The organism is Spirosoma arcticum, from assembly GCF_054779955.1.
This window is the reverse complement of sequence record NZ_BAAGXG010000001.1, coordinates 769,332-789,287: the sequence shown is the minus strand read 5'-3', so window position 1 is coordinate 789,287 and position 19,956 is coordinate 769,332. Positions and strand designations below refer to the sequence as shown.

General features: G+C 55.6%; 14 protein-coding genes. 5 read left to right on the top strand and 9 right to left on the bottom strand.

Annotation, left to right across the window (positions count from 1 at the left end; translation table 11 throughout):
* Window positions 1-41 precede the first annotated feature (41 nt).
* Window positions 42-239, bottom strand: coding sequence for a hypothetical protein (locus ACYVHB_RS03510; protein ID WP_461050036.1), 198 nt, complete (start codon window positions 237-239; stop codon window positions 42-44).
* Window positions 240-376: 137 nt separating this feature from the next.
* Window positions 377-1,528, bottom strand: coding sequence for a fatty acid desaturase family protein (locus ACYVHB_RS03505; protein ID WP_461049640.1), 1,152 nt, complete (start codon window positions 1,526-1,528; stop codon window positions 377-379).
* Window positions 1,529-2,006: 478 nt separating this feature from the next.
* On the opposite strand from ACYVHB_RS03505, the gene ACYVHB_RS03500 reads away from it, so the two are divergent.
* Both ACYVHB_RS03500 and ACYVHB_RS03495 read left to right on the top strand, forming a co-directional pair.
* Window positions 2,007-2,474: an FKBP-type peptidyl-prolyl cis-trans isomerase gene (locus ACYVHB_RS03500; protein ID WP_461049638.1), complete on the top strand. Its 468-nt coding sequence runs from the start codon at window positions 2,007-2,009 to the stop codon at window positions 2,472-2,474.
* A 113-nt stretch (window positions 2,475-2,587) separates the two neighbouring features.
* The gene (locus tag ACYVHB_RS03495) at window positions 2,588-3,538 is read left to right on the top strand and encodes an L-threonylcarbamoyladenylate synthase (RefSeq protein WP_461050027.1); all 951 of its coding nucleotides are present in this window, start codon (window positions 2,588-2,590) and stop codon (window positions 3,536-3,538) included.
* Between the two features lie 58 nt (window positions 3,539-3,596).
* On the opposite strand, the gene ACYVHB_RS03490 is transcribed toward ACYVHB_RS03495, so the two are convergent.
* Complete coding sequence (locus ACYVHB_RS03490; RefSeq protein ID WP_461049636.1) at window positions 3,597-4,472, bottom strand: glycerophosphodiester phosphodiesterase family protein; 876 nt, start codon at window positions 4,470-4,472, stop codon at window positions 3,597-3,599.
* Window positions 4,473-4,717: 245 nt separating this feature from the next.
* Between ACYVHB_RS03490 and ACYVHB_RS03485 the strand changes: the two genes are divergently transcribed.
* Window positions 4,718-5,734, top strand: a complete 1,017-nt coding sequence (locus tag ACYVHB_RS03485; protein ID WP_461049634.1) for an LLM class flavin-dependent oxidoreductase — start codon at window positions 4,718-4,720, stop codon at window positions 5,732-5,734.
* A gap of 48 nt (window positions 5,735-5,782) precedes the next feature.
* Here the strand turns inward: ACYVHB_RS03485 and ACYVHB_RS03480 are convergent, their stop codons facing one another.
* The 4 genes from ACYVHB_RS03480 to leuS are packed head-to-tail and all read right to left on the bottom strand — an operon-like array spanning window position 5,783 to window position 11,608.
* On the bottom strand, window positions 5,783-8,077 hold the full coding sequence (locus tag ACYVHB_RS03480) for a fused MFS/spermidine synthase (protein WP_461049632.1): 2,295 nt from the start codon (window positions 8,075-8,077) through the stop codon (window positions 5,783-5,785).
* 7 nt (window positions 8,078-8,084) lie between these two features.
* Window positions 8,085-8,486, bottom strand: coding sequence for a type II toxin-antitoxin system VapC family toxin (locus ACYVHB_RS03475; protein WP_461049630.1), 402 nt, complete (start codon window positions 8,484-8,486; stop codon window positions 8,085-8,087).
* Window positions 8,486-8,707 (bottom strand): hypothetical protein, encoded by a 222-nt coding sequence (locus tag ACYVHB_RS03470; protein ID WP_461049628.1) that lies wholly within the window; start codon window positions 8,705-8,707, stop codon window positions 8,486-8,488. Before ACYVHB_RS03470 ends, ACYVHB_RS03475 begins: the two co-directional genes overlap by 1 nt.
* A gap of 45 nt (window positions 8,708-8,752) precedes the next feature.
* Window positions 8,753-11,608 carry a leucine--tRNA ligase gene (leuS, locus tag ACYVHB_RS03465; protein ID WP_461049626.1) on the bottom strand — a complete coding sequence of 952 codons (2,856 nt, stop codon included), beginning with the start codon at window positions 11,606-11,608 and terminating at the stop codon, window positions 8,753-8,755.
* Window positions 11,609-11,792: 184 nt separating this feature from the next.
* Here leuS and ACYVHB_RS03460 point away from each other — a divergent pair, with 184 nt between their 5' ends.
* On the top strand, window positions 11,793-13,625 hold the full coding sequence (locus ACYVHB_RS03460; protein ID WP_461049625.1) for a hypothetical protein: 1,833 nt from the start codon (window positions 11,793-11,795) through the stop codon (window positions 13,623-13,625).
* A 131-nt stretch (window positions 13,626-13,756) separates the two neighbouring features.
* On the top strand, window positions 13,757-14,950 hold the full coding sequence (locus tag ACYVHB_RS03455; protein ID WP_461049623.1) for a S8 family peptidase: 1,194 nt from the start codon (window positions 13,757-13,759) through the stop codon (window positions 14,948-14,950).
* Window positions 14,951-15,283: 333 nt separating this feature from the next.
* On the opposite strand, the gene ACYVHB_RS03450 is transcribed toward ACYVHB_RS03455, so the two are convergent.
* On the bottom strand, window positions 15,284-16,609 hold the full coding sequence (locus ACYVHB_RS03450; RefSeq protein ID WP_461049621.1) for a RagB/SusD family nutrient uptake outer membrane protein: 1,326 nt from the start codon (window positions 16,607-16,609) through the stop codon (window positions 15,284-15,286).
* A 52-nt stretch (window positions 16,610-16,661) separates the two neighbouring features.
* Window positions 16,662-19,685 (bottom strand): SusC/RagA family TonB-linked outer membrane protein, encoded by a 3,024-nt coding sequence (locus tag ACYVHB_RS03445; RefSeq protein ID WP_461049619.1) that lies wholly within the window; start codon window positions 19,683-19,685, stop codon window positions 16,662-16,664.
* Between the last annotated feature and the right edge of the window lie 271 nt (window positions 19,686-19,956).

Here is a 19,956-nt window from a genome sequence, read left to right as displayed (position 1 = left end):
AAGGATCGCTCCAAAAATAGACACTGGTTGTACCGTTCCATTTACACCGACAGAATTCCCTTGGCAATCAGGTATGGAATCAGCAGCCACAGGAGTCCTTTGATCAGGAAGAAAAAGAACCCTAACCAGCCTACACGTTTAAGCCACACTTTGAAGCGCTCATTCATACAGCGAAGATAGCAAACAGGTTCAATAAGATGTCCAGCGGGCGGCAGGAAATCGGAAACGGGCCAGCGCATGGGAGTGGCGTGTTTGTTACCACTAACCTGTTCATCGGGTAGTGGGGCACATTTTTGTTCTCCCGGCTACCAACCGCGTCCAGACACGCCCGTTGCCCGGCAGCCCCGCACGAACGGCGTCCAGGTTGACACAGGATTTACAGCGCCGTTACCGGTTCGTGTTCGTGTAACTGATTAGCGTGGGCCAGGTGGCTGGGAGTGACTGGAGCGGGCACCGGCTGGCCAAGCAACTTCAGGATTTTGTAGTGAGAAACCAGCGCGGAGGCAAAGGTTGGATTTTCTAAGTAAGGCAGGTCGAACTCGTGAGCCGTTTGCTTAACGATGGCGGCAATGGCCGGGTAATGGATATGGCACACTTTGGGAAACAGGTGGTGTTCGATCTGGCGGTTCAGCCCTCCGCACAGAAAGGAGGCTAACCAACTGCGGGGTGAAAAATTAGCCGTTGTCCGGACCTGATGAATGGCCCAGGCTTCTTCAATGGTGTTGTGCTCGGTTGGTACCGGAAACGTGGTTCCTTCAACCACGTGCGCCAACTGGAAAACAAGGCCAAGCACCAGCCCTTCGACCGCGTGCATCAGCACAAAGCCCAGAATCAACTGCCCCAGAGTTATATCCAGCACCACATAAGGCAACACTAAGAAGAGGATATAATACACAAATTTGGAAGCGAACAGCGTCACGTATTCCCGGCGGGGGTGCACATTTTCGCACTGACCAATCTTGCGCTTAAAAAACTTCAGGTAGTCCTTCCGGAGCACCCACGAGAGAGACGCCAGGCCATACAGCGGGAACGCATACCACTGCTGGTAACGCTGCCAGGGGCGCCACGCTTCGTCCGAGTCTAAGCGAATCAAACCGGGAGCCACCTCAATATCCTCGTCGTGGCCGGGAATATTGGTGTAGGTATGGTGAACGATGTTGTGGGTAATTTTCCAGACGTAAGGGCTGGCACCGAGGATGTAAAAGCTACTCCCGAACAGGTTGTTGACCCAGGCCTGCTTCGAAAGTGACCCGTGCAGGGCGTCGTGCGATACGTTAAACCCAATGAATGAAGCAAACATGCCCAGCACCATAGCCATGCCCAGCATCGTCCAGAGTCCGAATTGATTGGACATAATCAGGCCATACAGCACGACGTAGCCCGTCAGAAAAAAAGCAACTTTGGCCCACATGGCCCCATTGGCATTCGGGGAAAGATTATTTTCTTTGAAATAAGCATCAACGCGCTTCCGGGTAGTGACAAAAAATTGGGAACGGCCGGTGTTAGTGAATTTCAGGGGAGTCAGCATTAATAAAGTTTTGTTAAACATACGCCCAATCCTCCAAATATAGATTCAGGATTGGCTAATTTGTCCATTCCAGGTAAGAATATGCTATGTAACGGGAATCGCCCGGAGGCAAAGGATGAAGTTAATGCAAAAAGAATTTTACAAAGTCAAACTCCTCATGCGAAGCGGTCAGACGCGGTCATCAAATAAGTTCTCACGTTAGGCCTGTTACTACTCACTTAACGAAATTATACAGAAGTTTCGTTTGGCCAAATTTAATTTTGTCAACTTATTCTGAGAAGCCCATATAATCCATTTTCCCTTACAAGATTTGTGTACCGAATCTACATTAAGTCAACATACCGAGCCGATCGTAGTTCACCAATTTAGTTTACTTCATGTATGAAACAATTGTTTTGGCGGAACGACTATTTATTCGTAGCCAAATGAGTTTGCCAGTTGTTGTGGTAAGAAAGAAGCATACAACCGAAACAGCGTTATGGACATTACAAAACACAAAGTAGCGGCTATCCACTACACCCTGCGCGACAGCAACGGCACCGTGCTCGACTCCAGCGAAGGCCAGGACCCACTCTATTATTTACACGGTGAAAACAACCTGATTCCGGGCATGGAAGAAGGATTGGAGGGGCGCACCGTTGGCGACAAACTGCACCTCGACGTTACTCCGGAGAAAGGCTATGGCCGCCGGGACCCGCAACTGGTTGAGGACATACCCCGCCGGGCCTTCGGCAGTCAGACTATCGACGTTGGGATGCAGTTCGAAGCGAACGACGGGCAGATTATTACGGTCACGGCCGTGAAACCGGATACGATCACGGTAGACGCCAATCACCCGCTGGCCGATCAGCACCTGCATTTCGACATCGAAGTACTCAACGTTCGAGAGGCCACCCCCGACGAACTCGCCCACGGTCACGTCCACGGGCCGGGCGGGCATCATTAAAGGTTTGTAGTTTGTAGTTGGCTGACGCATCAAGCATATGCGTCAGCCAACTACAAACCGCTCCGGCGGCACGGCACAAACTACAAACCAAGCCCCTATCTTTGCCGCACACAATGGCACAGATTGGGACAGATATAAGGGCGGCAAGGACTTACTTAGAGGCAGGAAGCGTCGTTGGCATTCCTACCGAAACGGTGTATGGGCTGGCGGGCAACGCCCTGGATCCTGACGCCGTGCTAACAATTTTCCGGGTTAAGAACCGACCAGCGTTCGACCCGCTTATTATCCACACCGATTCGCTCGGAAAGATCGAGCAGTTCGTTACGGCCATTCCTGATACGGCCCGGCGGCTGGCCGAGGTGGGCTGGCCCGGTCCGCTCACCCTGCTCCTGCCCAAACGCGACCTGATTCCTGACCTCGTCACGTCGGGCTTGCCCACAGTTGCCGTCCGCATTCCGGCTCATCCGTTAACGCTGTCACTGCTGGAGTCGCTTAACTTTCCACTGGCGGCCCCAAGTGCCAATCCGTTTGGTTACATCAGCCCAACCACCGCCCGGCACGTGGCCGATCAATTAGGTGACCAGGTACCGTATATTCTGGACGGTGGCCCGGCCCAGGTAGGGCTGGAGTCGACGATTGTTGGGTTCGAAAACGCGGTTCCCGTCATCTACCGGCTCGGCGGCATGGCCCCGGAACAAATTGAGCGGTTGATTGGACCAGTAACAATACGCACGTATTCCACATCCAACCCGCAGGCACCGGGTATGCTCAGCAGCCACTACGCCCCGCGGAAACCTCTGCTGTTACTGGCCCCCGGCACCACGCCACCACCCGGCGAACGAACGGGGGCGCTGGCGTTCCGGGAACAGTTCGGCGGCCTGCGCTACGAAAACCAGCGCGTCCTCTCCCCCACCGGCAACCTCGCCGAAGCCGCCAAAAATCTGTTCGCTCACCTGCGGGCGCTCGACACCCTCGACCTCGACGTGCTCTACGCCGAACCATTGCCCAACACGGGTTTGGGACAGGCCATGAACGACCGATTACGCCGGGCGAGTGTGCGCTAAGACCGCGTATCTACGAACGGCTCATCCAGCAGTTAGTAGATTGAGCGACTTTATGCACTTACTGCACGGCTTTCCAAACCTCCAGCGGCCGGTCGGTGCTCATCACGTCGGCCCCGTTTTCGGCGAATGTACGGTACACCTGATCGCCTTTGGCAGCGGCCTGTTTGTCTAAGTTGCCAAGCGTACCCAGAATGCAGGCAATCCCTTTCTGATGCAGAAACTGGTACAATTCCCGATCCGGCTCCTTGACGCCCACGAAAGCAATCATGCGGTTATCGGGCAGGCCGAGGTCGTGCAGCCGGTCGTATTCGGCGCGGTTCCGAATCGTGACCGAGATCATCAGGGCGGGGTCGAGCCGGTGGACAAGGATCGCGTCCGGCGCGTTGTAGGTGATTAGGGCCGCGTAATCGCCCGCACCGGTTTTGTGAATCATGTCCACTACCTTCGCAAACGACACGTTACGCTTCACGTCGAGGGTGAACGTCACCCGGTTTTTACCCCAGCGCAGTACGGCCTCCAGCGTCGGAATCTGGTAGTTGGTCACGTTACCGGCGTTGTCTTCTAAGCGGTACTGCTGGGTTTCGGCGTAGGTTTTGTCGATGAGCTTACCGGTGCCGGTGGTCGTCCGGTCGAGGGTGGCGTCGTGCATCATCACCATCACGCTGTCGCGGGTCAGGTCGATGTCGCACTCGATAATAACGGGCAGATTTTTGGCTAAATACGCAAACGACTCGATGCAGTTTTCGGGATAGCCTGCCAGGTCTCCCCCGCCCCGGTGCGCCGATATTTTGGCGATGGCCCGCTTATTCGGTTGACTGGGTTGGTATCGAAAGAAATCGTACGCCCCGTTAGCCGGAACGCGGGTATACGTTCTGGGCGAACAGGCTGCGAGAAAAACACTCAGACTAAGCAGCACAATTTGTTTTTGAATCATAGCAATGTTTGATTGTCGGTGGCGGGCAGCCGGGGCACATGCAGGAACCGTTCTGACAGGCAACCTTGTTGATATTTTGTTCCCAGCGCTAAAGCGGTGGGCTGATACAAATCAGTCGATGCAATTAGACTGATGGTCCGGCAGGCTCGGCAGGTTGCCGGACTATCAGCCCACCGCTTTAGCGTTGGGACCTTCGTTAGTCGTTTATACCGCAAAAATAGATCAACCAACCGTACCAACGTATTATGATTCCCTTTTCAATTCTGGATTTATCGCCCATTGTGGAAGGCAATTCGGCTACCCAAGCGTTGCATAATACCTTAAACCTGGCTCAACACGCCGAACGGTTGGAGTATCACCGCTATTGGTTAGCCGAACATCATAACATGCCGGGCATTGCCAGTGCCGCCACGTCGGTGGTGATTGGCTACGTAGCGGGTGGTACCCAAACGATTCGGGTCGGTTCCGGCGGCATCATGCTGCCGAACCATTCGCCCCTGCTGATTGCCGAACAGTTTGGTACGCTGGAGTCGCTCTACCCCGGCCGGATCGACCTGGGACTGGGCCGGGCACCCGGCTCCGACCAGGCAACGGCACGGGCGATTCGTCGCGATGCCAACGGACCCGATACGTTTCCGCAGGACGTGGTTGAGTTGCAGCGTTATTTCCAGCCCGACGAGTCGAATCAGTTCGTGCAGGCCGTGCCCGGCAATGGCCTGAACATCCCCATCTGGATTTTGGGGTCGAGCCTGTTTGGGGCGCAATTGGCCGCGATGCTGGGGTTGCCATACGCCTTTGCGTCGCATTTTGCTCCGGCAGAGTTAATGAGGGCGCTGCACGTGTACCGGACGCAATTCAAGCCGTCGGCGCAGTTGAACAAACCGTACGCGATGGTGGCGGTTAATGTGGTTGCCGCCGACACGGACCGGGAAGCGGAGCGTTTGTTCACGTCCGTGCAGCAGCAGTTTCTGTACATCCGGCGCGGAAAAGCCCGCCAGATGCAGCCGCCGGTCGATGACCTCCCGTCACTATGGCCGGATTACGAACTGGCAGGTATCGAGCGCGTATTAGGTTGCTCGACGGTGGGTTCGCCGGAGACGGTGCAGCGCGGGCTGGCCAGCCTCATCGACCAGACGCAGGCTGACGAGTTAATCATTTCAGCCCCCATTTTCGACCATCAGGCCCGGAAGTATTCGCTCTCACTTACTGCGCAGGTACGCGATGCGCTGGCAATTCAGCAGTCGGAAACAGTGGCGGCATAATGCGATCAGGGGCCGAATGGCAGTAGCCCGTGGGATTGTCCCGTTTTCTTAAAAACCAATTGCATCCCGCCCCCGGATGCTGTATTCATCCTTCGGAAACAGGTCGGTATTGATTTCGGCCGACGCAGTGGTGCCAGCGGGCAGTAGTCTCAAGTTCGGTCGGTACCGGGTTAACAACGCCTGAACATCCACCCCCGACCGGCCGTAATGACGCTGGCTGAACGCACTACCGGCCCGCTGATTTATCTTCGTCCAGTCGAGTTGAATGGGTTGATTACTGCCGATCAGGACTAACTTATCGCAGTAGGCCACGTAGGGAAACACTGTTCGGAACGTATTCAGCACCCGGGCCGTGGGGCACCAGGTCACGGCCAATCCATTCGGTTTGAGCCGCGAACGGATCAGTTGAAAATATTCCTGAGAGTAGACATTGCCCGAATAGGCTGAAGTGGGGCGCAGGGCATCGGCTTCAATAACGTCGTAGTAGACATCCCGGTTGCGAATAGCGTAGCGCCCATCCCGAAAAAGCAGGCGCAGACGCGGGTCGCTCAGCACCGCACCAACGGCCGTATCACCAGCCTGGGCTGCGTAGTCGGCCAGTACCAGTGCCTGATTGCTGGCAATCTCGAAACAATCAATCTGTCGCGTTTCGGCCCGCCCGCCGATGCCGTTGACCGTTCCCGCCGATCCTAAACCAATAACGGCGACGCGTTCGGGATTCGGATGAATCATCACCGGCAAAGCGCCCAGCAACGTATGCACCTCGTCGTGGTGATACGGCATTCCGCTCTGACCCAGACCGTTGACAAACACGATGCCGGTTTTCCGGTCGGCACCCATTTTGATCACCGAGAGGGCCGACTCATTTTCGTCGAAGAGAAACGTGTCGGCCCGTTCCAGTCCGTTGAGCAACTGCCAGAAACGGGCGTTACCCGGAATGGACAGCAGCGCCACCAGCAACGCCACCGCTACCCCCACCGTGGGCAGCACCGACCAGTGCCGCCGGACGAACAGGATGATCAGGTACCCAAAACTCAGCGCTGCGATGCCTTTAAGCAGGGCGGCCGTGCCGAAAAGAGGAAATCCAATCCACGTAATGGCCCACGCGCCCAGTGCCGAGCCGACAATATTGACGAACTGCAACCAGCCTATTTTGCGGCCTACCTCGTCGTATTTATCCTGAATGAGCGACTGGGACAACGCAAAGCTGAGGCCCATCAGGAACGTGGGCACGAACAGCAGGAACAGCGGCACCGCTCCGTAGATGTACACCCCAAAACGGGGCGTTAAGTTAGGATCGTAGCTGCCGAAATAATCCCACAGAAACCGCAGCGACGGAACCTCCCCAATGATGTTGACGAACACGGCAATCGACAGGGCCGTGTAGCCGTAGAGGGCGGTTTGCGCTACCAGAAACGCCCGCTCTCGCCAGGCTACCGTTCGTATAGTATCGGGCCTGCATAAATACGTACCGAACGCGGTGCCAACCGCCATCGACCCTAAATAGATGGCCAGCAGAACGGCAAACGTCAGCGAAACCGATTTAATCAGCGTTTCGAGGATGCGAAACCAAATCAGTTCCAGCGACAGGGCCGCAAAGCCCGACACGGCATACTGAACAGACCAGGTACTGAGGGCAGGCGTGAATTTCAGCGGGCCAGCGACAACAGTCCCGGTTCCTGTTGCTTCGGCGGACTGCGTTAGCCAGCGACGCCCCAGCAACAGGGCCGAAACCGCGCAGATACCGTTGCATACCGCACCTACCCAGATCGCTTTGTCATAGCCTACCTGGCGCACCAGAAAGAAGCCCGTCAGCAGTGCTCCAAACGACGCGCCGAGCGTGTTTACGAAGTAAAGCAGGCTAATGTAGCGGGCCTGCTCGCTGATGTCGCCGAACCGAAACGCCCGCGACAACACGGGTAGCGATACCCCCATCAGAAACGTCGGGATCAGCAGCACCGCGAATACGATGCCGTAAAGAATCAGCGGCACATCGCCAAACGGCGGAGCAGACGCATACAGAAGGTCGTACAGGATAAACTTGCTGAAGGCGGCAAACACCATGATGCCCAGTTCCGCCCCGACGAAGTACCGCAGGTTAACCCCCGGCGATGATCGGTCAGCCAGACGCCCGCCGACGAGGTAGCCGACGCCGAGACCGGTCATGAACGCCGTTACAATCAGGCTGATGCTGACGGTATCCGAACCAGTATAGAAAACCAGCAACCGCTGCCAGATGACCTGGTACAGCAGAGCCGCAAAGCCGGACAGGAAGAAAAGAGCCAACAGGCCAACGATGGGTAACGACAAACGGGGCCGGGTAACGGGTAGCTGTTCAATCATATTCGTGTCAAGCGTCTATCAGGCGAATTATTGGGACATAGAGTCTAAATTTTTCGTCTGATGAAATGACCGCAACCTTTTCTACCAACGCCGTGGCCAATAGCAGCCGGTCAAAGGGATCGCGGTGGTCATCAAAAAGGGGAATCTGCTCGTAGGCAGCAATGTGCTTTCTATCGACAGGTAATAGGTAAAACCCATCCGTGAGTAACTGGGTGGCCAGTTCATCCACCGATAAAGACAGTCCGGGTAGACGGCCGATCTTTTGCTTGACCGCGATTTCAATCAGGCTTATCTCACTAACCACGATCGAATTTTCCTGAAGAATCAACTGGACAGATGGTTTAATTTTCGACGGACTGACAACGCTCCAGATAGCAACCTGCGTATCGGCCAAGTAGAACTCTGCCATCACATATACTCATTAAGATCATCCAATGGCGCGTTGAAATCATCAGGAATGCGGTATTTACCGGCCAAACTTCCTAAACGCACACCGGGTCCTGTGGCTATAGAATCGGCCGCCGGTTCATCCAGAAACAGAATCACAACTTTCGTCCGGCGGGTTGTTGGTGGGCGCTCCGTCAGCGTCAACTGGCCATTTTCATAAATACCATTTATTGCAGTGTACATCACAGCGTCTGTTTACAGAGTCAAATCTACCGCATTTCCAATAATCTAAGTCACGACATTAACAATCCGTTTCGGTACGACGACCACTTTCTTCGGCGCTTTGCCCTCTAACCATTTTTGCACGATTTCATCAGCCAGCACCTCGCGCTCGATTTCGGTCGGGGCGCGGTCGATGGCGAAACTGATCGTGGTGCGCACTTTGCCGTTGATCTGAATCGGGTACTCGAACGCGTCCTCGACCAGAAAATTCGGGTTGAACTTGGGAAACTCCGCTTGCGAAACCGTCCCCGGCTCATTGCCCAGTGCGGCCCAGAGTTCTTCGGCGATGTGGGGCGCGTAGGGCGACAGCAGCAGCAACAAATCCTGCAACACCGCCCGCTTGTGGCAGTTGAGCGTGGCTAATTCGTTGACGCAAATCATGAACGCGCTTACCGACGTATTGAACGAGTACGTTTCGATATCGTCCTCTGACTTTTTAATAGTCCGGTGCAGCACTTTCAGCTCAGCGGGCGTGGGCTGCTCGTCGGTAACAATCCACTGACTTATTCCGTCGGCATTATCTTTGTAAAACAGCCGGTAGAACTTGCGGATGAATCGGTAAACGCCGTCGATACCGTTAGTATTCCACGGTTTGGCCTGTTCGAGCGGTCCAAGAAACATTTCGTACAACCGCAGCACGTCGGCCCCGTACTTCGTCACGATATCATCGGGATTCACCACGTTGTACTTCGACTTCGACATTTTCTCAACTTCCGCCCCAACGATGTAGCGCCCGTCTTCTTCAAGAATAAACTCGGCTCCTTCGGTCAGATCTGGCCGTGCTTTCCTAAAAGTGTTAATGTCTAACACGTCGTTTTCTACGATGTTGACATCAACATGAAGGGGCGTCACCTCATGACCGTTTAACTGGTTCAACGATACAAACACGGCCGGTCGGCTTTCTGTACCGGTGCCGGTTACACGATATACAAAGTTGCTTCGCCCCTGAATCATGCCCTGATTGATAAGCTTTTTGAACGGCTCATCCTGCGGCACATAGCCCCGGTCGTGCATGAACTTGTTCCAGAAACGGCTGTAGAGCAGGTGTCCCGTCGCGTGTTCGGTGCCGCCGATGTACAGGTCCACGTTCTGCCAGTAGTCAACGACTTCCTTGCTGGCAAACTCATGGTCATTCTGCGGATCCATGTAGCGGTACCAGTACCACGACGACCCCGCCCAGCCCGGCATAGTGCTCAGTTCGTAGTCATATTCCCCTTTATACCGCCACCCCTCCGCCCGGCCCAGCGGGGGTTCGCCAGTTTCGGTCGGCAGGTATTTGTCAACGGCGGGCAACTCCAGGGGCAAATCGGCTTCGTCGATCAGGTACGGCAATCGTCCTGATCGACCGTCTTTGAAATAGACCGGCACAGGTTCGCCCCAGTAGCGCTGTCGGCTGAATACCGCGTCGCGCATCCGATAGTTGATTTTACCCCGGCCCAGGTTGCCGTGCGACGGACCGTGCTCCTCCAGCCAGCTAATAAGCGTATCAGTCGCTTCTTTATAGGTCAGGCCATTGATGATGCCCGAGTTAATATAACGTCCTTCTTTGGTGTTGTCAGCCTGCTTGTCAATGTCTTTCTGCCCGTCTAAGATCGGGACGATAGGCAGGTTGAAATGCGTCGCAAAGGTCCAGTCGCGCTGATCGCCGGAGGGCACGGCCATTACCGCACCGGTGCCATAACCCGCCAGCACGTAATCGGCTAAGTAGATCGGCACCGGCTGCTCAGTCAGCGGATTGGTGCAGTAACTGCCCGTAAATACGCCCGAAACGGCTTTTGTGTCGGCCATGCGGTCGCGTTCGGAGCGCAGCTTGGCCGCGTTCACATAGGCATCCACCGCGTCGCGCTGTTCGGGTGTAGTCAGTTGCGATACCAGTTCGTGCTCAGGAGCCAGCACCATAAACGTTACGCCGTAAATGGTATCGACACGGGTGGTGAAAACTTCAATGAACTGCTTGCCGTCAACCGTCAGTGGAAACTTAACGCTCGCCCCCACACTCTTGCCGATCCAGTTGCGTTGCTGCTCTTTAATGGATTCGGTCCAGTCGATTGTGTCTAAGCCGGTTAGCAGGCGGTCAGCGTAGGCGGTGATGCGCATCATCCACTGGCGCATGAGTTTCTGCTCCACGGGGTAACCGCCCCGCTCCGATACGCCGTCCTTCACCTCGTCGTTGGCCAGCACCGTACCCAGCGCCGGGCACCAGTTCACAACCGCGTCGGCGAGGTAGGTCAGCCGATACTGAAGCGTGATGGCGTACTGCTGCGTTTCGGATAGGGCGTTCCACTCGTCGGCCGTAAACCGGGGTGTAGTGTCGTCGCAGACGGCCTGAACGCCGTGGGTGCCATTGGCCGTGAATTTAGCCAGCAGGGTTTCAATGGGTTCGGCTTTATCAGTTTCTTTGTTATACCACGACCGGAATAACTCCATGAATATCCACTGCGTCCACTTGTAGTACGATGGGTCGGAGGTGCGAACTTCTCTCTGCCAATCGTAGCTAAACCCAATGTTCTTCAACTGCTCGATGTAGCGGGTGAGGTTGGCTTCGGTCGTTACGGCGGGGTGCTGCCCGGTTTGGATGGCGTACTGCTCAGCGGGCAGACCGAACGAGTCGAAGCCCATCGGGTGCAACACGTTGTAACCCTTCAGCCGTTTGTAGCGGGCCACAATGTCCGACGCGATGTAGCCCAGCGGGTGACCCACGTGCAGCCCCGCCCCCGACGGATAGGGAAACATGTCGAGAACATAGTACTTTGGTCGGGCCGCGTCCGGCTTATTTGTTTTAGTCCCGGTACGGTACGTCTGGTTGTCCTCCCAGAAATCCTGCCACTTCTTTTCAGTATCGCGGTGGTTGTATTCAGCCATATGTCAGTCGGACCGCCGAAGCGGTTGTAATGGATCGTTTAGCCCGTTTTGATGCTTCGTTGTCAGTCCGGCAAGTTGGCCTGTTGGCCCGCCGGGTTGGGACACCCAGCGTACGGACTTGCAAAAATAGCCGTTTACGGAGACTTTTGCCCGCCTACCCGTCACGCATCACCCGAAATTGCGCATGAATCGCCCCCACCCGCTCACTACTTCACCCGTTCAATCCGCTTTTTACGTAGCGATCTGGTTCTGGGCGGTCACGCTGGCACTACTAACGGCCGCCCTGACCGTCGCCATTGTGGGCGATTTTCGGCACCCGCTCTCCGACGGCAACGACACCGATCAGTACGAGTACGTAGGCTATTTTTTCAGTAAAAATCTGTCCTTCCAGCCGTTTCCGCACCTGAATCTGCTCAACAACCAGACATTTTATCCCTACGGTCTGAATCAGGTGTTTTTGGACTGGGGTTTCGAGCGGGATTATTGGTACGCAGGCTGTTACTGGCTGTTCGGTGGCGCCGGGCCTTACATACAGTTTTATTACGTATACAGCTTAGTAATCACGGCCGTGGGTACGTTTGCGCTGCTGCAATCCCGGTTTGGTCTACCTAAAGCGTTCATCGCCGGGCTGATTGTTTCGGTGTTCAATTTTTACGCGATTTACAAATTTCCCGTCCACCTGAACGTCTGCGTGGGGCACTGGACAACGCTGTGCATCGTGGCCACGTACCGGCTGCTGTATGACGTGATCCACAAGAACTCCGTTTCGCTGCCGTACGTGCTACTATGGATCTGGTTTCACGTTCAGATTCTGGGACAGGAACTGGCCTACGTAGCCGGATTCGCGCTGACCTTCACCACCCTCGCGCTGCCCGTGCTGGCGGTCGTGATGTACCGTCAATATGCACCGGTTGGTACGTGGCCAGCCTTATTGACCAACTACGTTCGGGAACAGTACGCTCAGCACCGTGGCCGGGTTATGTTGGGAGGCCTCCTGATTGGCGTGAGTTTGTACCTGTTTCTGCCCCTGACGCTGCAAATCGCATTCACGGCCTGGCAGTTTAACTTCGGCGCGGTGCCCGAGCTGCGGGCCTGGTCGCACCCGGCGCGGCTACTGATTCCGTACCTGCCGGGCCTCGACACCGACGCCATTCCGTACGGGCGATTTTTGCGCGATACGTTCGAGAGTTACGGGCAGGGCAGTCCGGGCTTGTACCTAAGCATCGGGGCGGGCGTTGGCCTGTGGCAAACCCGGCGTCGGGTGGCGCTGTGGCTACCCATCGTGGCCATGCTGCTGTTGTGCCTGCTCTACCACCCGGTGCTGTTTCCGACCCTCAAATTGTTCCCATGGTTTACGTTTAACCGGCACGGGGGCCGGGCCAGTTTGGTGTATCCGGTGCTGCTGGTGCTGCTGGCATTACCTATTCGGGGTTCCCCGACTGGAGGGTCATCCAGTCGGGTTGGGATTATAGCCGTGTGCGGACTGGCGCTGCTAATGATGAGCGAATGGACCCACGCGCTTCGGTTACGGATCAGTTTACCCGTTAACGTGGCCTCCGCCGACCTGCTGCGCTACTGCGCCGTTGTCCGGCAGCAACCCGGTGCGGCCGTGCTCGACTTTCCGTTCTGCACCGTGGGAGCCGACGGTGTAGGGATGCAGGAAGGCCTTTGCCCCTACTACAAGCAGCAGAACGCGGTATTCACGTTCCGGCGGTTCTACGACAAGAGTGTCGTTGGGCAGTATTTCGGGCGGCTTCACCCCGACCAGATTAAGCCGTTCCTGCGCGACGGCTGGCCCCGGCTGCTGACGCCGGGCCGGGCGTTTACCGCTCAGGACTGGCAATTTCTGGACACGTTTCTGCGGAAAAACAACTTCGCCGGGATCAACGTATACCCTGACCTGCTGACAGCCAAACAAACGGCCGGATTTTACCAGCGATATGGCTCACCCATTGCCGAAACCCGGTTCCCGGCTGCGGGGCGGGTCGTGTTTATTCCCCTTCATCCCAAAAAATAGGTTGACAATGTAAGAGATGCAACAGCTACTTCGTTTTCAACGTATAGTTACTAAACGCACTCCCCCGATCAGCACATGGTGTAACGTTCTACGATTTACCATTTTCATCTATTGTTTCTCGTACCCACGTTATGCGTCAATTTATTCCGTTCGCCACGCTTACGAACGTCGCTATTATCGGATTTAGTTTATTCGGTTGTCAGGCCGACCGCGACGTACTGCCCACCAGTCTTGCCGCCGACTGTTTGGTCAAAGCATCGGCTAATAACGGCCAGACCATTGCCGGTGCTTACATTGTTACCTACCAGCCGACGTCACCAGCGACAGCATCGCCCACTGGTCGGGTTGCTGCGGCCGAAACTGCAATCGCGCAGTTGCTGACGCGCCACCGCATCACCGACGACCAGGCCGAACTACTCGCTACCGACGAACAGACCAGTTTCCTCGCACACCTAACCGCCGGGCAAGCTGCCGAACTGCAGCAGGACCCCGCCGTGGCGATGGTCGAACCCGACCGGGTGATGTCGATCTGTAGCTGCGTCGATGTGGCAACGTCGGGTACGCTGCTCTGGAATATTAAGCAGACGGGCTTTGGCCGGGGCGATCTGCAAACCACAAAAACCGCCTGGGTTATCGACACGGGCGTCGACACCGACCACCCCGACCTGAATGTCGATACGCAGCGCAGCCGTTCATTCGTCAGCGGCCAGACCTCGGTGGAGGATGAGAATGGTCATGGAACGCACGTGGCGGGCATTATCGGCGCAAGAAATAACACGGTCGGCGTGACGGGCGTGGCATCCGGGGCGCGGTTGGTAGCGCTGAAAGTGTTGAATCAGTTGGGCGAAGGTCGGCTATCTGGTATTATTCAGGCGGTGAATTACGTAGTGCAGAACGGCCGTGCGGGCGACGTGGTAAACCTGAGTTTGGGCGGTGAGGGTACTTCGGCTACGCTGGACCGGGTTATCCGGCAGGCGGCCGACGCGGGTATTCTGTTCGCCATTGCGGCTGGAAACGAAGGCGAAAACAGCGACAATTACTCCCCGGCGCGGGTGAACCACCCAAACGTGTTTACCGTCTCGGCCATGGACCGTACCAATCAGTTTGCCAGTTTCTCTAATTTCGGCTCCAGCGTCGACGTGGCCGCTTACGGCGTACGCATCTCATCTACCTATAAAGATGGCCGGTACGCCACGCTGAGCGGCACCAGCATGGCGGCACCCCACGTGGCCGGGTTGTTGCTAATTCGGGGCAGCAATCTCCCCACGCGCGGCTTCGTCACCGGCGACCCCGATGGCAAAGCCGACCCGGTGGCGGGGGAATAACGTTGCGTCAATCAACTTTGGTAATGTTTTAAACGTTGCCGAACTTGGTTGCCGGAAGATGTCCTACTGATGAAAAACCCGCTCGCCGACTTCCCGCTTTTGTACTTTATAATACCTGGCAGCGTGATCGTTAACCTGATCACGCTACGTTTGGCGTGTCTCGTGTTAAAAAGTAAAAGAAAGGGGCTGATCATCTGGGGGAGCGTTATATTAGTACAGTTAGTAGTGATAGTCTACGTGTATTACTTTATCTGGTAATGCGGAGCCAGTTATTTCAAATAAAAAAGGTGCGGATCAAGTCCGCACCTTTTTTATTTGAAACCAGTGATAAATCTACGGATTAAAGGTATCCCAGTTCACTTCGGCAAGCGGGGGTTCGAGTTGCTCCAGCACTTTCATGCCGGCGGGGACCACGATTTCGCCCAGTTTGCTGTACCGACGCATATCAACCCAGCGGTGGCCTTCGTAGAACAGCGAAAAACTCCGCTCTTTCAGGATGGCGTTGACGAGCGCGTCTTTCGTGGTGGCACCCGCATAATTCGGTAAGCCAGCCGCCGTCCGGACGATGTTGATATTCCGGGTTGCTTCGGCCGCGTTGCCCTGCTGGGCCGCAATCTCAGCTGCAATCAGGACCAGTTCTTCGTTCCGAATAATGGGCACCGGATCATTCGCCAGCCTGTAGATGTTGGTTAGGTACGGCGAACTGTACGTTATGCCCGACGTGTAATTAAGTGGCGCTGCCTGCTTTGTTACTTTCGACAGACGCCGGTCGCCCGCTTCGGCGGTATCCCACAACTCTTTCGCGCCTACAATCTGGCTTGATGATGTGTTCAGCAACGAGTTAGGGCGGTCGGGGGGCGTTGCGCTGAAGGTGTGACGCGGACCAACAGCCAGATCACCGGCAGCGTTGTAGAACGTCTGAGGCAGCAACGTAGCCGCTTTAGCCCAGTCGGCCTGGTAGATCGCCACGCGCAGGGCAATGGCCCGGTTAAACCGCTTGAATGCAGCGGGCGTGTTGAAACCGGCAAAGCCGCTCGGCAGCGTATAGGGAAACTCGGCACCGGCCTGGTCTAACTGCGCGGCTCCGTCATCCAGAAACTTGGCAATACCCGCCAGCGACTCGGCGTAGCCGACCGCTTTGCTGGGTTTGAACGGGTCTTCCACATTCAGCCGGACGCCGTTTTTTCCCTGTACATTAAGCATATACAGGTATGACAGGGCTTTCATAGTGTTGGCAATGCCTCGGTAGCCGTTCTTTTGTGCGTCCGTCACCGAAGAGGTGTTGTCTAAGGACGCCAGCGTGATGTTCGCCTGACGCACCGGCAAGCCGAATGCCGTGGTCGCGCCGTTGTAGAAAGCCGAGTTGTCAATCGGGCGTACGCCGTTTAACTCCGTCATCCAGCGCGATTCGGTGCCGTTGAAGTTGAACAGTTCTTTCCCGACCGTGCCCGTTACCCACAGATACGTTTGAATTCCGTCGCGAATAAGCGAAAACTGACCGATGGAAAGGGCATCCAACTGCGATTTGGAGGCATTGTTGGTAACCGCACCCACACTCGGAAAGTTAGGGTCAATGACCTCTTCCGTTTGTAACGGATTACAGGCCGTAAAGCCACCCACCAGCAGGCTGGTGAGCAAAATTTGGGTATGTTTTTTCATGTTTTTCATCTCTATACTAACGATAGAACAAAACGACAAGTGTCTTAACAAGTTAAAAATCAACGGCTACGTGGAACATCATCCGGCGAACGGCCGGCGTCGAGCCAAGGTCGACGCCACCACCCAGAGCCAGCGAACCAAAGTTCGAGTTTTCGGGGTCGTAACCCGCCGTATAATCGGTCCAGCGCAGCACGTTATTACCTGACACGCCCACCCGGATGCTGCTCACCACGTTACGGAACGCGCTCTTGGTCACAGCCGCTGGAAGGCGGTAATACAACGACACCTCGCGCAGTTTCAGGAAGCTGTAGATGCCGGGGTTTACGCCCGGCTTGGGAGTGCCTAACTTGTCTTCTCCATCCCGACCGTTTGCGCCCTGCCGGTATACACCGTTGGGCTTTGTACCGTCGTTCCCTAAATCGTCGGTTTCGCTCCAGTCAGATGTGTTGCCACCCTCGTCCCACAGTAGCCGCGTCAGTGATACCACTGTGAACCGGTGCCGGTAGTTGAGGAGGGCCGAAAACTCAAAGTTTTTCAGGAACGTGATCCGGTTATTAAGCGATAACTCGTACCGTGGCTGCGCGTCGCCGTAAGTGGTCCAAGAAGTAGCAAAACCGGGGTCGGTGGCTGGCAGCGTCCGGGGCTGACCCACAATTTGGGTTGGTGAGAAACCTTCTTTGACGCGCCACTGGCCAAAGGTAGCACCGAAGCCGCCCACCAGCCGCTCTGGAATGGCTAACCGGGTGATTTCCGAGCGGTTAAACCAGAAAATTGGCTGCACAAACCAGTTGAAGTTACTGCTCCGTATCACGTCAGCCCCAAGCGAAAGCTCGACGCCCCGGTTGGTGAGGTCAGCCGCGTTAATCTGCGTGGAGGTTACGCCCGTAGTGGGGGCCGTTGTCAGCGGCTGAATCAGGTCGAATACCTTTTTGTTGTAGATCGTAAATTCGCCCGACACCCGCCCGTTGAATAAGCCGAAATCAAGGCCGTATTCGAGTTCAGTAGCCCGTTCAGGCCCGATGGCTGCATTACCCAGAATAGTCGACGGAACCAGACCACCCAAACCGCCAACGGCTTCGACCTGTAACTGTGAGTAGGTAGTGCCAAACGTGGGCAGACCCGCCGTTTGTCCGTAGGCCACGCGAAATTTCAGTTGGCTGAAGGTGTTACCGGCCCAGGAGCCAAACTTGGCCGCGTTAACGGCCAGTGAAGCACGGGGGAATGCGTAGAACTTATCGAAGTCAGAATTCAGCGTCGATTTGTCGAAACGAATGCCCACCGAGCCAATAATTTTATCTTCGTAGTTAGCGTCCTGCTGAGCAAACACACCCACGTCAGTGTTGCGCTGGAACTCGCTGAAGCCGTCTTCCACCCGAGCACGCGACGGGTTCGATACGCCCGCTGGCAGACCTGTACCGCGCACGTAATTCGCCCGCAGGTACTTGTACAGGCGAACTGCACCCACAGAACTGGTCAGATTCAGACGACCATCCAGAGCCGCTTGGGTGTAAATGGCCGATACCTGCACGTTTGAATTAAATACTTCCGTGCGGGTATCCTGGGCAAAACCGGGGTTGGGTTCAGCCTGCTGCGATTGCAGGTCATCGGGCAGGTAGATCAGGGCAAAGCCATTTTGATAATCAAGCCCACCGTTGACCCGGAATGTCAGCGACGATTTGGCCGTGTTGAGGGCGCGGGCATTCACCGTAAAACCCTGCAAAACCCGGTTGTTTTTCTGGTTGTTGATGGCCCGGTCGCGAATAGCCAGCGGGTTTTCGCCCACACCGGAACCGTTGTTGGGGTAGCGCCCCTGTGCATCGGGATACAGGTTGATATACGGCTTCGTGTAGGGCAGTGAGTAGCCGTAGTTAACGTATGAGTTGTCGTTACCCGTCCAGCCCCGGTCGTTGTTGCTGACGATATAGTTCGAGCTAATGCCGAAGTCGAGCCAGTTGGTGAGTTTATGGTCAATGTTGGCCCGAACCGAATACCGCTGAAAACCCGTGTTTTTGATGATACCCGTCTCGTCCGAAATACTGCCGTTGACGTAAAATTTCGTCCGCTCGTTGCCGCCCGTCACGCCGAGCCGCGTATTCTTAATAGCGCCCGTGCCGCCGTAAATAACCCGCTCCCAATTGGTATAGGTGCCGTTGGCTCTGGCGGCCTGCAGCAATGGGATATCAGCCGCCGAGAAATAATCGGTTAGTTTCTGCTCCGTCCAGTCGGCTCCGCCGAAGTAGCTCAGCGCTTTGCTGAAACCAACATCCTGCCCGAACGAGACCGTTGTTTTGCCGCCTTTGCCGCGCTTGGTCGTGATAATGACAACCCCGGCGTTGGCGCGGGTTCCGTAGATAGCGGCCGCCGACGAGCCTTTCAGTACTTCGAGGCTTTCGATGTCGTCGGGGTTGAGGTCGGCTAAGCGGTTGGCATTGTTATCCTGGGAACTGGCAGCCGAACCGGCCGCTGCTTTATTAGCTGCCGAACGGCCGTTGGAATACTGACCATTGTCGATGTAGACGCCATCGACAATAAACAGCGGCTGCGAAGCCGACGCGCCCAGCGTCGAAACGCCCCGGAACTGAAGGTTGAAGCCACCACCCGGCACCGAACTGTTCGAGACAATGTTGGCACCGGCAATTTTTCCCTGCAGGGCACCATCCGTCGTCACGGGGCTGGTTACGCCGGTCAAATCCTTCGCGTCGAGCCGGGTTACGGCATTGGCGAGGTTGGAGCGCTTAACCGTCGTTGCCAAACCTGACACGACGACTTCTTCCAACTGCCGGGTATCTTCAGCCAGTGTAACATTGACCGTGGTCTGGTTGCCCACGGCAACTTCCCGGCTCAGGAAACCGATGAAGCTAAAGCCTAACCGCGCATTGGCCAGGGCCGATATCTGATAATTCCCGCTGGCATCCGTTGTGGCCCCCTGGTTCGTTCCCCGAACAACGACCGAAACGCCCGGCAACGGCGTGCCGCTGGCATCTGTCACTTTACCCGTCAGGGTTTGAGTTTGTGCGGCCACTGTGCCCACAAGGCCGATCAGTAGACAGAAGCACATGAGTAATTTTTTGTTCATTTGCGTTTAAGTGAGTTAAATTTTATAATTCAATTTGCCACAAATTAAACGTTTGTTTCGCAGATAACCAGAAAGCCTCTATAGTATTTTAGTATTTTACCCGGAAGCTCCATATTATTTTGGACCAATAACCTGCTTAGCAGCTTCTTAATGAAGTTTTACTTTTGATTTCATAGTGTATTTCCAGCATTTTAGGTTTCTCTTGTGTCAATAGTGCTGTTCATCGTTTGCGTCCATTGTCTCAACGTGGTTATTAAGAAGTGCCCCTCCA

Coding starts and splice junctions, on each gene's coding strand:
- ACYVHB_RS03510 (WP_461050036.1), bottom strand. CDS start 239: ATGCGCTGGCCCGTTTCCGATTTCCTGCCGCCCGCTGGACATCTTATT.
- ACYVHB_RS03505 (WP_461049640.1), bottom strand. CDS start 1,528: ATGCTGACTCCCCTGAAATTCACTAACACCGGCCGTTCCCAATTTTTT.
- ACYVHB_RS03500 (WP_461049638.1), top strand. CDS start 2,007: ATGGACATTACAAAACACAAAGTAGCGGCTATCCACTACACCCTGCGC.
- ACYVHB_RS03495 (WP_461050027.1), top strand. CDS start 2,588: ATGGCACAGATTGGGACAGATATAAGGGCGGCAAGGACTTACTTAGAG.
- ACYVHB_RS03490 (WP_461049636.1), bottom strand. CDS start 4,472: ATGATTCAAAAACAAATTGTGCTGCTTAGTCTGAGTGTTTTTCTCGCA.
- ACYVHB_RS03485 (WP_461049634.1), top strand. CDS start 4,718: ATGATTCCCTTTTCAATTCTGGATTTATCGCCCATTGTGGAAGGCAAT.
- ACYVHB_RS03480 (WP_461049632.1), bottom strand. CDS start 8,077: ATGATTGAACAGCTACCCGTTACCCGGCCCCGTTTGTCGTTACCCATC.
- ACYVHB_RS03475 (WP_461049630.1), bottom strand. CDS start 8,486: ATGGCAGAGTTCTACTTGGCCGATACGCAGGTTGCTATCTGGAGCGTT.
- ACYVHB_RS03470 (WP_461049628.1), bottom strand. CDS start 8,707: ATGTACACTGCAATAAATGGTATTTATGAAAATGGCCAGTTGACGCTG.
- leuS (WP_461049626.1), bottom strand. CDS start 11,608: ATGGCTGAATACAACCACCGCGATACTGAAAAGAAGTGGCAGGATTTC.
- ACYVHB_RS03460 (WP_461049625.1), top strand. CDS start 11,793: ATGAATCGCCCCCACCCGCTCACTACTTCACCCGTTCAATCCGCTTTT.
- ACYVHB_RS03455 (WP_461049623.1), top strand. CDS start 13,757: ATGCGTCAATTTATTCCGTTCGCCACGCTTACGAACGTCGCTATTATC.
- ACYVHB_RS03450 (WP_461049621.1), bottom strand. CDS start 16,609: ATGAAAAAACATACCCAAATTTTGCTCACCAGCCTGCTGGTGGGTGGC.
- ACYVHB_RS03445 (WP_461049619.1), bottom strand. CDS start 19,685: ATGAACAAAAAATTACTCATGTGCTTCTGTCTACTGATCGGCCTTGTG.